The sequence below is a fragment of the Marinobacter sp. UBA2688 genome (assembly GCF_002352785.1).
In the GTDB taxonomy this organism is placed as follows: Bacteria; Pseudomonadota; Gammaproteobacteria; order Pseudomonadales; family Oleiphilaceae; genus Marinobacter; species Marinobacter salarius.
In genome coordinates, this window is sequence record NZ_DELU01000013.1 from 86,490 (window position 1) to 99,296 (window position 12,807).

Genomic DNA, 12,807 nt, shown 5'->3' on the forward strand with positions numbered 1-12,807 from the left:
TGGCACACAGAATCAGGAGATTGACATGATGACAAATGAGGCATGCATGTTTGGAATGGCGGGAATGGGGTTGATATCCCTTTTGCTCATCGTCGCCCTGGTACTTGGCGTCGCAGCCCTCGGCAAGTACCTGTTTTCGACAAACAGGGACGATTCTGGACGCGCGAGTAAGAACGCCAGAGGAGATTATGACTACCACCCTGAAGCATGAATTTCATCGGGTACCCATGGCAGGCATGGGAGTTAGACCGAACGCAAAAGCAAAAGTAGCCGGGGTTCTGCTCTTGCTGGCTGCACTGGCTGCGATCTATTGGGTCATGCTGGAGACCGGAGCATTGACCGCCGTGACCAACAAGGCGGCCTTGTCGGAATGGATTGACCAACTGGGGTATTGGGGGCCGGTGGGTATCATTGGCCTGATGATCACGGCCATTGTCCTGAGCCCGATCCCCAGCGCCCCGATCGCCATGGTTGCCGGTGCGGTGTATGGATCGCTATGGGGAACAGTGATCGTGGTTATCGGTGCTGAGGCCGGCGCACTGATCGCTTTCGCCATTGCTCGATCCTTGGGGTACGACGTTATCCATCGCTGGAGGCGGGTACGTCCGGTATTGAATTGGCTGGGCAAGGACCGCTCCCAGGGCGGGTTGATGCTTGTCATTTTTGCGTCGCGATTGGTGCCCTTTATCTCCTTCGATGCCGTCAGCTATGCAGCCGGCCTGACACCGATCGCGTTCTGGCGATTCGTGGTCGCAACTCTGGCCGGTGTTATTCCGACAGCGTATTTGATCACAGCGTTTGGTGGCTTGCTCATGGCATCTGAGTCCGGGGTGGTGACCGGGCTTCTGATCCTGGTCAGTGGCATTACCCTGTTACCGATTGTTGCCAAGCTGCTTTTGGCCCGACGTCGGGGGCGAAAGAGCGTGTTCCAGCAGTAAAATCCGGAGGAGCTTGTGAGTGTAGGCTTAGTCATATTTTGTCAATGGAAGAGAATGGAGGCGCGAGGATGAGTAGTTTCTGTGTGCTTGGCGCCTCCATCAATGTGGGTTACAGTGGATCTTGCTTTTCCACACGTGAAAGGCAGTAACTGTTCTGTAATGGGGATTTCGATGCAATGACCAAGCGGCTTTTGGGACTGACAGCCATGCTGCTCGCAGCTTATTTCCTTGTTTCACAGGTGGGTGCTGCGACTTCTCATGGAGTGGAGCCCATGGGTGAAGCTTGTGTCCTTTTGCCGGATGCTCAGGAAATGCCTGACTGCTCGAGGCTCCTGGCTCAGGGTAGCTGTAGCAGCACGTGTATCTCTTCCCATGTCGGCAAATCTGCAATTCTGGATTTGCCGATATTATCGTCCTCTCTTTTTCCCTGGGACCATTCTTCACATTCTGGCCGTGTACTTTCAGGGCCAGACCCCTTTCCTCCCAAATATTCAGCAATTTCCTGAACCTTTGATCGCATGGGGGGCTCGCTTCGAGCGCCTGCCGTTCGATCTAGCGGTATGCCACCACGTAGTCAGCTACACCTGGTGGCTTCTTGTTGAATGATGAATACATAAAGATGGGAGCGTCCCTGTGATGTCACTCTGTATGGAACACCCGGCGCGGGGTATGACCGTGCTATTCCGTAAGCTTTCGATAGCACTTTTTTTGAGTTTGTTTGCGGCTCTCGCGTATGCGTCACCAACGATGGACCCGGGAATCGAGGCGCTTCAGAAAAAAGTCGGTTTTACGGTAATTGAACGCTTCTCCACACCAGTTGGGGGCGTGACCGGTTATGTTGTAAAGACCGGGGATGGAAAAGCCGGAATCATCTATGGTGTCGGTGACTACACTTTTTCCGGTGCGCTTCTGGAGAGCGACGGCACCGATCTGACTCGTCAGTACACGACACGCTATATATCAGAGCCAATGTATGCCTCCGTTGCCGAGAAGCTTTCCCGGGATACTCACTTAGTCAGCGAGGGCGGAAAGAATGCCCCGGAAATCTATGTGTTCGCGGATCCCAATTGCATCTTTTGTCACAAATTCTGGCAGCAAACCCGAGATTGGGTAGCGCAGGGGAAAGTCAGGTTGCACTGGGTCATGGTTGGTTTTCTCAAGCCCTCCAGCCTGGGCTTCTCCGCCGCAATCATGAATGCAGAGGATCGGGCCGGAGCGCTCCAGGCGTTCGAGGAGAACTTTGGTAACAATGGTAGCGGGGAGGGCATTTCCGAGCTCACGCCCGTACCGGCGAACCTCAAGGCGGCGCTTGAGCAGCACAGCAAGTGGATGGCCGAACTGGGTTTCAGTGGAACGCCAGGGCTGCTGTTCAAAGACACGAGTGGTCAATGGCAAGGCCAGACCGGCGTGCCTGGGCAGGAAGCGCTGGGAAGGGCGCTGGGGATAGCTGAGTGATGGATCAGTTGCCTTCTTTGCTCATTGCCGGCCAGATCATGATGGCGGTTATGGCAGGTCTACTGCTGAACCTGACGCCCTGCGTGCTGCCCGCCATCCCCATCAAGGTCCGGACCATCCTTCGGGAGGCGGGCGGCCAGAGGTCCCATCGGGTGCTGGCCGCGCTGGCATTCACGGCCGGAACACTCACCTTTTTCCTGACGCTGGGCGGCCTGACCGCACTGCTGCAGTGGAACTGGGGCACGTTGTTCCAGTCAACGCTATTCGTGGCCGTCCTGGTTGCGTTAATGGTCGGGTTTGCGGTGATTACCTGGCTCGATCTGCCCATCCCCGTCCCGACATTCGCCGCCTCGGCGCATGGCCGGCGTTACTTTGAAGCCTATGTATCCGGGCTGTTGAGTGCGATCCTGGCCGCGCCCTGCGCAGGCCCTTTCCTGGGGGGCGTACTGGCCTTTGCCGTTACCCAGCCGGCGCCGGTCATCATGGGGATATTCGGCAGTATCGGGCTGGGGCTGTCACTACCCTACGCGGTACTGATGCTCAGGCCCGAGTGGCTGAGCCGTTTGCCCAAGGCGGGCCCCTGGAGCGTAGCCATTCGTGAAGTGCTCGCGCTGATATTGCTGGCCGCCGCCGTGTTTTTCAGTGCGAGCCTGGTGCCCAAAGCGGTATATCCCTGGCTGTGGTGGGCCTGGCTGGCGCTGGTGCTGGTCTGGGGTCTCCGCCGCTTCGTCCAGGGTAACGGTGCCGTGCGCGTGATCACTGCAACGGCGGCAGGCCTTGCCCTTGCGGTGACGGTGGTATTCGCATCCCCGCTTGGCAGCAGCGAAGACGAACTTGTCTGGCAACCCTACTCAGCAGAACTCCTGGCGGAAACAAAAACCCGTGGCACACCGTATTTGCTGGAGTTCACTGCCGACTGGTGCATCAACTGCAAGGTCCTGGAGCGCACCGTGTATAAAGAGCCCGCTGTGGCCGAAGCCGTGGAGCGGGCCGGCATGGTGCCGATTCAGGTGGACGTGACAGCAAGCGATCCCGAAAAAGACGCATTGTTAACCGCGACGGGTGGGCAAGCTTTGCCTTTTGCGGCGATTTTTGACGCTGACGGCACCGTTGTCGCCCGTTTCACTGGGCTCTTTGATACCGACAGCCTGGTCGAGGCGATCAACCGCACCGAGAATTCACAACGCTAGCTACTGGAGATGAACCATGACAACCCGAACCAAAGTATTGATGACCGGCGTAGCGGTTTTTCTGATCGCGATCGCGGCGTTCACGTTGATCGGTACCAATTCCGGAAACGCTCCTGGCTCGGCCCAGTCCGAACGAGCCAATTCCGACCCCCAGGCGCCAGTTGCCCGCACGGGGTTGGCAGATTCTTCCGATAAGGTCCGCCTCAATCTTGCGGAAGGCGGCAAAGCCCTGATAGGGGAGACCGGTGAAATTATTCTGACACTGGACATTGAATCGGGCTGGCACGTGAACGCCAACCCGGCCTCCATGGAGTTCCTGATTCCCACCGTCGCCAGTTCTTCGGTCAACGGCCAGTCGCTTGACATCCCGACCCAGTACCCCCGCGGCAGGGTCAGTGACATCACACTGGGTGACACCGCCCTGGAGGTGTATGACGACGGTGCGAGTATCCGGCTGCTGCCAGATGAAAAACAGACCGCCGCGCTGAAAGAGGCAGGCAAGCTAGACATGACGGTACGGGTACAGGCCTGCAGTGACGAGGGCGTTTGCCTGGCACCAGCTGACCTGCCCGTTGCGCTGAATCTGGACGATACCAAGCCACAATAAACCGGGACGCCCTTCGGAAAACAACTCAAATGGAGAATGACTGTGAACAGTGTATTCAGAGTATTGCTGATTGCCATGGTTGCCCAGGTCAGCACCAATGCCATGGCCCACTCCATGGAGGATGTGGAGGCCTCATTGAACGAGAAAGAGCGATATGCCCAGTTCGTGGATCAGCCGGCCCCTCCATTTGATCTTACAGGCGTTGATGGCAATGCCCTTTCCCTTGCCGACTTAAACGGCAAAACCGTTGTGCTTAACTTTCTCTACACGCGCTGTACCGAGGCCTGCCCTTTGCATATGAACCTGATCCGGCAGTTGCAAACCGGGGTTGAAGAAGAAGGACTGAGTGAAGAGGTGGTGTTCATCACCATTGCCACGGACCGGGAAGATGTTGCAGGCACCCGGAGAAACATGCGTGCCTACGGCGAGAATTTCGATCTGAATCCCCGCAACTGGCACTTCCTCTACCGAGCCAGGACGGAACCACCTGAACTGACGCCCGAACTTGCCAAAGCGTACGGCGTTCAGTTCAGGGATACAGGTGAGGGTGTACAGGTCCATGGTGTGGTAACCCACGTGATTGACCCGGAAGGGCAGATGCGGGCCCGGTTCCATGGATTGAAATTCAAGCCTGAACATCTGGTGACCTACCTGAAAGCCATTGCCAAAGGCCCCAACGCGGCAGCTGATGATGGGTTCTGGGGCCGGCTGCATGGGCGCATTGAAGCGTTGCTACAGAGCGAGTAACGCGTGGGGCGCCATGCGGGCAGAAAGCCGACCACTTTAATCAGGAGAAATGTCCAATGAGTCAACAGCGCATATCCGCCGCCCGGGGAATCGCCGTAGTCCTTTTCGCGCTTGTTATTTCCATGACCTCTCCAGTTATGGCTGCAGGAAAGGTTCCGAAGTCGGTGGGGCCCCAGGGTTTCCTGATCTGGGAGTCCCCTCGCACTCTGCCCGAGCTGGCTTTTGAAGACGAAGACGGCAGGCCGCTGACACTGGCTGACTTTAAGGGTAAGGCGATTTTGCTCAATATCTGGGCGACCTGGTGCGCACCCTGCCGTGAGGAAATGCCGACGCTTGACTCACTCCAGGCTCAACTGGGCGGCGAGCAATTTGAAGTGGTCGCGCTGTCCGTTGACCACGCAGGCATCAGTGTTGTTGAGAAATTCTACCGGAAAACCGGCATCCAACATCTACGCCAGTATATTGATCCGTCCACACTGGCGACCTCAACACTGGGCATAGAAGGTGTTCCTACAACGCTGCTGATTGATCACGACGGTCGCGAAATTGGCCGCCTGGTCGGTGCCGCGGAATGGGACAGCCCGGCCATGGCGGATTTGATGACCCGTGCGATCTCCGAGGTTCCGGACTGACCGCGGGCCACGCCGACTGGACCAGGGGTCACCTAATTTTTCAATATAGCAATAGGTATTGAGATATTGAAATGAAAGAAGCAGAAGCTGTTAGGGCGTTTGGGGCGATGTCTCAAGAAACACGACGCCAGGGTCGTTCAATAGTTTACAGTGCTATTTTTCCTGTACTTGCTGATCTCGTAGCGTTTCTGATGCACGACTGCTGCGATGGGCACTGTGCTTATTGCAACAAAGCCATCGAGTTGTTCGCGCAGTGTGAAGGTCGCCCAACCTCACCGGGCACGGTGGACTCCAAGATATGATCAGATTCATCTATTTTGTGGAGTCTAATCTTGTTTGGTTTGTTATCACTTTAGCTGGTTTGGTCTTAGTATTCCCAGGGTTAGGAACGCACCTAGAGCCCTTTATCGGTCCACTGCTCGCGCTGCTGATGCTTGTCATCAGTCTTACCTTCGACGCACATGCCGTTGGAGTGGTCTTTCGCAAACCTTCAAGGCAACTTTTAGCACTAGGTCTGGTCTATGGTCCGATGTCGATTGCCGGTTTTCTGACTGGCCGTTTATTTTTCGGGAACGGACCTCTTGCAGCAGGTCAAACGTTGCTTGGCACATTGCCGACAGATGTTTCGTCTCCGCTGCTGGTATTAATGGCGCGGGGGAATGTTGCCTTAGCAGCCGTTTTTAATGCGGTCAATACAGCACTATCGCCATTCATTGTTCCATTCCTTTTTTTATGGCTGACTGGAATACAACTGGAAGTTCCTCTCGGGGCAATCATCTTTGAATTAGCCTTGATCGTTCTCGTTCCCACTGTTGTTGGAGTGAGCTTACGCACAGGATTTCCAGATTTTTTTGCACGCCATGATTCAACGTACGCGGGAATTGGATCAATCATATATCTTCTGATACTACTGGCTGTAGTAGGCCCAAACGCAGAAACTATCATTGGTTATGGCTGGTACGCTTTTTTGATTGCTGGAGCAGCCCTGAGTCTTAATCTGATTGGCTACCTGATAGGAATGTCCTCACGGTTGCTAACCTCTGACCGGAAAGAAGTGATTACCTATCTCTTCACCGTGAGCAAAAAAGAATTTAGCATTGCTGCTGCTTTTGTCGCCGCATCTGGCTTACCTTCAGAAATTGCGATTCCTGCCGCATTCTTTGCAGTGATACAAATGATCACTTCACCCATTGCCGCTAAGATCCTTGCACGGCACGGCTTACTTCGATTCCGAGCGAACGATCGGCACTAAGGATCTCGGTATTGCTTCAGAGCCGAATTACCCAACGAACTACTGGCAAAAGTTGATGCAGCCTTTTTAACGAAACAGGAGATGATGAGGTGCTTGCTCCATCTGCCGGCTACTCAGGCTCCGTGTTGTCGAAAAGATCTGCCAGGAAGCGGATTTTCAACATCTGCGCAAGTATATTGATTCGCCCACAATGGTTACCCCAATACTTGGCATAAATGCTTCAGGCTACTGCCGCATGCTTTCTTCACTGAGCCCTTCGAGAACCCCACAGGCCTTAATTTCCCGATCATCGTTGCAACTCGCTCTTAACGACGTGAGTTGTTGCTCCAGTACCTGCAGATCGGTTATCCGAGACCGCACATGAGTGATGTGATCATCAAGCAAGGTGTTGATGGCCCTGCAAGGCTGATGGGGGGCGGTCTGATACCTCTGTAACTCGTGGATTTCAGCGAGTGACAGCTCGAGTATTCTGCAGCGCCTGATAAAGGCCAGCCGCTCAACATGCCGTTCGGTGTAAACACGGTAACCGTTGTCCTGCCGATCCGGCGGTGGTAACAAGCCCTCCCGTTCATAGAAGCGGACAGTTTGAGTATCGACTCCTACGGACCGTGCCAACTGACCAATGCGCATCGGGTTTCTCCTCAACAGATGGTATCTGTTCTATTGACCTTATAGTGACTATATGGTTTTAAATCATAATCCGACAATACTCAAGTGGAGCCGTATCATGAGTAAATCCTGTGAAGACGCCTGTGGCTGCGACGCAACACCCGCCGAGGGTAATACCGGGTCGGAGGCCTCTGAAGCGTCCGGCAACTGGATCAGTGTGTATACCGTACCGAAGATGGATTGTCCTTCGGAGGAACGGATGATTCGACTGGCCCTGAACGGTTTTGAAGACATTCGCGGGCTGTCCTTCGACCTGTCTGATCGGCGGTTGAAGGTTGTGCACGATGGCGAGGCTGAGCCTATCACCGCGAAGCTGGCGACCCTCGGGCTGGGCGCTTCGCTTCAGGAAACGGCCGCTGCCGACCCTGAGTCAATCAAGGCGGTCGGGGATACGGCTATCTCTGCCGAGCAGGAGTCCGGCACCCTGCGTTGGTTGCTCGGTATCAATGCTGTCCTGTTTGTGGTGGAAATGACGGCCGGCCTGATCGCGCACTCCACCGGTTTGATTGCAGAATCCCTGGACAATTTCGCCGACGCGGCCGTGTACGGGCTCGCCCTGTATGCGGTTGGGCACAGCGTAAAAATGCAGGTGCGTGCTGCGCATCTCGCGGGCGTACTCCAACTGATACTGGCTGTGGGCGTACTTGCAGAGGTGGTGAGGCGCTTTGTCTTCGGCAGTGAGCCGGAGTCGCTGGTAATGATGGGGATTGCGTTCATCGCATTGATCGCTAACACCACGTGTCTGCTGCTGATATCCAAACATCGGGAGGGCGGTGCCCACATGAAGGCGAGCTGGATTTTCTCAGCCAACGATGTGGTCATCAATCTGGGGGTCATTACCGCTGGCGCCCTGGTGGCATGGACTGGCTCCAATTACCCGGACCTGATCATCGGCAGCATTGCGGGGATTATCGTACTCAACGGGGCCAGGCGCATCCTTGCGCTTAAGGGTTAAATAATGTCCATCGTTGCCAAAAAACACTTGCCGTATGGCCTGCTGGCGATTTCGGGCCTGATTGCGGCGTCTGATCAGGTTGTAAAATGGTCGGTCCAGCAGTCAATGGCGTATGGCGAGTCGATTCCGGTGACCCCGTTCTTTAACTGGGTGCATGTCTGGAACACCGGCGCCGCATTCAGCCTGTTTGCCGATGGCGGAGGTTGGCAGCGATACTTTCTTATCACAGTCGCGGTAGTTGTCTCGATTGTACTGATCGGGCTGATTCTTCAGTGCCGCCGCAGGGGAGAAGCCATCGCGTACAGCCTTATTCTTGGCGGTGCCGTGGGCAACCTGATTGACCGGATATTTCGTGGCTATGTTGTGGATTCCTTTGATGTCTATTGGCAATCCTGGCACTGGCCGGCCTTTAACCTTGCCGATATCGCCATTGTGCTGGGCACTGTGCTTTTCCTCTATGTCAGTTTCATACCCGAAAAATCGGGCACGAACGTCGAGCTCGATGGATCAGGCTAAAAAACATCTGACAAACGTCTTGACCTTAAAGTTGACTTTAAGGATACCGTCTATTCTGACGAACCAAGAACGACAGCCAAAGCAAAGGAGAATGAAACGATGACATTGCAACTTGGAGAAACCGCTCCCGATTTCACCGTCGCATCCACCGAGGGAAACATTCAGTTTCATGAGTGGCTGGGAGACGACTGGGCCGTGCTGTTTTCACACCCCGCCGACTACACCCCCGTCTGTACCACAGAGCTCGGTGCCTTCGCGAAGCGTAAGGACGAGTTCGCCAGTCGCGGTGTGAAGCTGATCGGGGTCTCCGTCGACCCGCTCGACTCCCATAACGACTGGGCGAAGGATATCGAGAAAACCCAGGGCACGGGGCTCAATTTTCCCCTGCTGGCAGACAAGGATCAGGTGGTTGCCGACCTGTACGGAATGATCCATCCAAAAGCCGACCCCAAGGTGACTGTTCGAACGGTATTCATTATCGATTCCGCGAAGAAAATCCGTCTGATGCTGACGTATCCCCCCAGCACCGGGCGCAATCTGGACGAGATCCTGCGCGTCATTGATTCGCTCCAGCTGACCGACAACCACAAAGTGGCCACGCCGGTGGACTGGAAGAATGGCGAGGATGTGATCATCGTTCCGTCGCTCTCCAACGAAGAGGCCAAAGAGCGTTTCCCCGACGGATGGGATGAGCAGACACCGTATCTGCGCGTTACCCGCCAACCTGGTCGGAAGTAATAGGGAATTCGTCAGCCGGCCATGCGGCTGGCTGACGAAGCAATACCTGAGAACCCCTTACCGATAGGTTCGGTCATCGCCGAACCCTTAACCGAACACGGCCTCGAAATGCTTACGCTGACAGTTCCCGAAGTTGGTCTCTTCGCGTTATTGATTGCACTTTGCCTGTCGCTGCTTCAGGCGACCGTGCCCTTGCTGGGAGCCGCCACCCGGCGCCCGTTGTGGATGGCATTTGCTGAGCCCATGGCATGGGGGCAATTTGCCTTTCTACTGGTTTCTTATGCCAGCCTGACCGCCAGTTTTCTTCTGGATGATTTCAGCGTGGACTATGTGGCCCGTAATTCGAACTCGATGCTGCCCTGGTACTACAAGTTCACCGCCGTCTGGGGCTCTCATGAAGGCTCGGTGCTGTTATGGAGTCTGATTCTCAGTGGCTGGGGCTTTGCCGTCAGTCTGTTTTCCCGCCAGTTGCCACAGGATATGCTGGCACGGGTTCTGGGAGTTCTGGGTGTCGTCAGCGCAGGGTTCCTGCTTTTCATCGTCGTTACGTCCAGTCCCTTTGATCGCCTGTTGCCGGGCATGCCAGCCGACGGTGCCGATCTGAATCCGTTGTTGCAGGATGTTGGCCTGATCATCCATCCGCCGATGCTTTACATGGGCTATGTGGGTTTTTCAGTGGTCTTTGCTTTTGCCATCGCTGCGCTGATCGAAGGGCGTCTGGATGCGGCCTGGACGCGCTGGGTTCGGCCGTGGACCAACATTGCCTGGGCCTTTCTGACCCTCGGCATCGCTCTGGGTAGCTGGTGGGCCTACTATGAGCTGGGCTGGGGAGGCTGGTGGTTCTGGGATCCGGTGGAAAATGCATCGCTCCTGCCCTGGCTGAGCGGGACAGCGCTGATACATTCACTGGCGGTCACGGAAAAGCGTGGCACGTTCAAGAGTTGGACGGCGCTGCTGGCGATTTTCACGTTCTCACTCTCGTTGCTGGGCACCTTCCTGGTGCGCTCAGGGGTACTGACCTCGGTTCATGCCTTTGCCAATGATCCGTCACGGGGGCTCTTCATTCTGGCGTTGCTGGGAATAACGGTCGGCGTCTCGCTGTTGATCTTTGCGCTACGGGCGCCGCGAATGAGCGCCAATGCGGGCTTTAGCTGGCTTTCCAGGGATGCACTGTTACTGATCAACAATATTTTGCTGGTCATCATGACGATCACGGTCCTGATGGGCACCCTGTACCCCTTGATCCTGGATGCACTCGGGCTGGGCAAAATCAGTATCGGCGCGCCTTACTTTAATAGCCTGTTCGTGCCACTGACCGTCATGCTTTGTGCCTTTATGGGGCTGGGGCCGGTCGCACGCTGGAAGCAGATGCCCGGTCGCGAGCTGTTCCGGCGACTACTGGGGGCGGGTCTGGCCGCACTGCCGATTGCGGTATCGATACCGTTTCTTTACAACGGCCAGTGGAATGTCGCCGTGGCGCTGGGGATGGTGGCGGCCCTGTGGGTAGTACTGGCGTTGGTGCGCGACCTGTTTGATAAAGTCCGCAATGCGTCCTCTGCGCTGGCCGGATTGCGTAAGTTGACCCCTTCATACTGGGGCATGGTGGTCGGCCACGTGGGCCTGGCCGTCACCATCGTGGGCGTGGTGATGGTGTCGAACTACGCCATGGAGCGTAATGTGCGGCTTGATATCGGTGAGCAGGTGGATCTGGGCGGGTACGATTTTACGCTGACCGAACTGGGCGAGCGTCGGGGGCCCAACTTCCTCGCCGATACGGCGACCATCGAGGTTGCCCGTGAAGGCCGGATTGTCACCACCCTGTACCCGGAGAAGCGCCTGTACATTGCCCGTGGGCAGCCGATGACCGATGTCGCACTCGACCCCGGCCTGTTGCGGGACCTTTACGTGGCCATGGGGGAGGAACTGGACGACGGCAGCTGGGCAATGCGCCTACAGGTCAAGCCATTTGTACGCTGGCTTTGGCTGGGTGCGCTGCTGATGGCCTCCGGGGGCGTGCTGGCTGTGGCGGATCGTCGCTATCGTCGCCGCCGTGCCGCTGCAGCTGACCGGGAATCGATGAGGCCGGCGCGCGAGGTTCGCGCATGATGCGCCGCCTGTTGCTGATGCTTCCTTTTGTGGTGTTCCTTGGCCTGGCCTTCTTTTTGTACCGGGGGCTTTCGCTGGACCCCAGTGCTCGCGAGTCGGCCCTGATAGGCCAGGCGTTTCCCGCGTTCACGCTTCCGACGCTAGAGGACCCTGACACCGAGGTGGATGAATCCCTGCTTCGCGGGCAGATGTCTCTGGTCAATGTCTGGGCGTCCTGGTGCCCGACCTGCAAGGAGGAAATGCCCCAGCTACTGGCGCTCTCCGAACGCGGCATTCAGATGGTGGGCATCAACTACAAAGACACACGTGACCTGGGGCGACAGTTTCTTGAAGAGTTTGGAAAACCTTTCGAGGTCAACATCTTTGATCCTGCCGGTGACCTGGGTTTCGAGCTCGGCGTGTATGGCGTGCCCGAAACCTTCCTGGTCGACGCAAACGGTATCGTTCGATATAAGCACGTCGGGTACATAACGCCAGCTCAGGTGGATGAAGTCATGGCGGAGGTAGAGAAATGGCGCTAAACCGAAAGAGCCGTTGCTGTGTGGTCATCGTGTTTTTGCTGGCTTCGTTCCAGTCGGTGGCGGACACGGCAATCGATGCGCGTCATTTCGAGGATCCGGTGATGGCGGAGCGTTATCGCGACCTTACGGCGTCGTTGCGGTGCCCTAAATGTGATGCTCAAGCCATCGACAGTTCCGATTCGCCGGTGGCGGCGGACATGCGGGAGCGGGTAGCAATGATGCTTCGTGATGGGCGTGCGGATAAGGAAATTCTTGATTTCATGGCTAATCGTTTTGGCGAGTTCGTTCTTTACAACCCGCGCCTTGACGGGCGCACGTGGTTGCTTTGGGCGTTGCCGGCAGCGCTGGTGGCAGGGGGCGCCATGATTGTGATTGCGTTTGTCCGGGCACGCAGACACCGGCGAGTGCGGCCGCTCTCCGAGGAGGAACGTACCCGCCTGTCCTCCCTGATTCATCGTCACCGTGAGGGATCGGAATGACT

General features: G+C 56.3%; 15 protein-coding genes. 14 read left to right on the plus strand and 1 reads right to left on the minus strand.

What is annotated here, in order from left to right:
• Positions 1-25 precede the first annotated feature (25 nt).
• The 8 genes from B3M52_RS07785 (at position 26) to B3M52_RS07820 (ending at position 6,821) form a co-directional block, all read left to right on the plus strand.
• Positions 26-211: a hypothetical protein gene (locus tag B3M52_RS07785; RefSeq protein WP_075194539.1), complete on the plus strand. Its 186-nt coding sequence runs from the start codon at positions 26-28 to the stop codon at positions 209-211.
• Complete coding sequence (locus tag B3M52_RS07790) at positions 189-938, plus strand: TVP38/TMEM64 family protein (protein ID WP_083637138.1); 750 nt, start codon at positions 189-191, stop codon at positions 936-938. The genes B3M52_RS07785 and B3M52_RS07790 overlap by 23 nt, the downstream gene beginning before the upstream one ends.
• A 669-nt stretch (positions 939-1,607) precedes the next feature.
• Positions 1,608-2,393 carry a thiol:disulfide interchange protein DsbG gene (gene dsbG / locus B3M52_RS07795; RefSeq protein ID WP_227716685.1) on the plus strand — a complete coding sequence of 262 codons (786 nt, stop codon included), beginning with the start codon at positions 1,608-1,610 and terminating at the stop codon, positions 2,391-2,393.
• Positions 2,393-3,583, plus strand: a complete 1,191-nt coding sequence (locus B3M52_RS07800) for a protein-disulfide reductase DsbD family protein (protein ID WP_075194541.1) — start codon at positions 2,393-2,395, stop codon at positions 3,581-3,583. The genes dsbG and B3M52_RS07800 overlap by 1 nt, the downstream gene beginning before the upstream one ends.
• A 16-nt stretch (positions 3,584-3,599) precedes the next feature.
• The gene (locus tag B3M52_RS07805) at positions 3,600-4,190 is read left to right on the plus strand and encodes a protein-disulfide reductase DsbD domain-containing protein (protein ID WP_075194542.1); all 591 of its coding nucleotides are present in this window, start codon (positions 3,600-3,602) and stop codon (positions 4,188-4,190) included.
• A gap of 36 nt (positions 4,191-4,226) precedes the next feature.
• Positions 4,227-4,937, plus strand: a complete 711-nt coding sequence (locus B3M52_RS07810) for an SCO family protein (RefSeq protein ID WP_075194543.1) — start codon at positions 4,227-4,229, stop codon at positions 4,935-4,937.
• Between the two features lie 56 nt (positions 4,938-4,993).
• Positions 4,994-5,569 carry a TlpA family protein disulfide reductase gene (locus tag B3M52_RS07815; RefSeq protein ID WP_083637139.1) on the plus strand — a complete coding sequence of 192 codons (576 nt, stop codon included), beginning with the start codon at positions 4,994-4,996 and terminating at the stop codon, positions 5,567-5,569.
• 298 nt (positions 5,570-5,867) lie between these two features.
• A complete protein-coding gene (locus tag B3M52_RS07820; protein WP_075194545.1) occupies positions 5,868-6,821 on the plus strand; it encodes a bile acid:sodium symporter family protein in 954 nt (317 codons plus the stop codon).
• 225 nt (positions 6,822-7,046) lie between these two features.
• Here the strand turns inward: B3M52_RS07820 and cadR are convergent, their stop codons facing one another.
• A complete protein-coding gene (cadR, locus tag B3M52_RS07825; protein ID WP_075194546.1) occupies positions 7,047-7,451 on the minus strand; it encodes a Cd(II)/Pb(II)-responsive transcriptional regulator in 405 nt (134 codons plus the stop codon).
• A gap of 97 nt (positions 7,452-7,548) precedes the next feature.
• Between cadR and B3M52_RS07830 the strand changes: the two genes are divergently transcribed.
• From B3M52_RS07830 to B3M52_RS07855, 6 genes are all read left to right on the plus strand, one after another.
• Positions 7,549-8,445 carry a cation transporter gene (locus tag B3M52_RS07830; RefSeq protein ID WP_036206310.1) on the plus strand — a complete coding sequence of 299 codons (897 nt, stop codon included), beginning with the start codon at positions 7,549-7,551 and terminating at the stop codon, positions 8,443-8,445.
• A 3-nt stretch (positions 8,446-8,448) separates the two neighbouring features.
• Positions 8,449-8,961 carry a signal peptidase II gene (gene lspA, locus B3M52_RS07835; protein ID WP_036206313.1) on the plus strand — a complete coding sequence of 171 codons (513 nt, stop codon included), beginning with the start codon at positions 8,449-8,451 and terminating at the stop codon, positions 8,959-8,961.
• A 99-nt stretch (positions 8,962-9,060) separates the two neighbouring features.
• Complete coding sequence (locus tag B3M52_RS07840) at positions 9,061-9,699, plus strand: peroxiredoxin (RefSeq protein WP_036206316.1); 639 nt, start codon at positions 9,061-9,063, stop codon at positions 9,697-9,699.
• A 108-nt stretch (positions 9,700-9,807) separates the two neighbouring features.
• The gene (locus B3M52_RS07845) at positions 9,808-11,805 is read left to right on the plus strand and encodes a heme lyase CcmF/NrfE family subunit (protein WP_075194603.1); all 1,998 of its coding nucleotides are present in this window, start codon (positions 9,808-9,810) and stop codon (positions 11,803-11,805) included.
• Positions 11,805-12,326, plus strand: a complete 522-nt coding sequence (locus tag B3M52_RS07850; RefSeq protein ID WP_371915651.1) for a DsbE family thiol:disulfide interchange protein — start codon at positions 11,805-11,807, stop codon at positions 12,324-12,326. Before B3M52_RS07845 ends, B3M52_RS07850 begins: the two co-directional genes overlap by 1 nt.
• Entirely contained in the window at positions 12,317-12,805 is a 489-nt protein-coding gene (locus B3M52_RS07855; protein WP_041334546.1) for a cytochrome c-type biogenesis protein, read from the plus strand. Before B3M52_RS07850 ends, B3M52_RS07855 begins: the two co-directional genes overlap by 10 nt.
• The last annotated feature ends 2 nt before the right edge of the window (positions 12,806-12,807 follow it).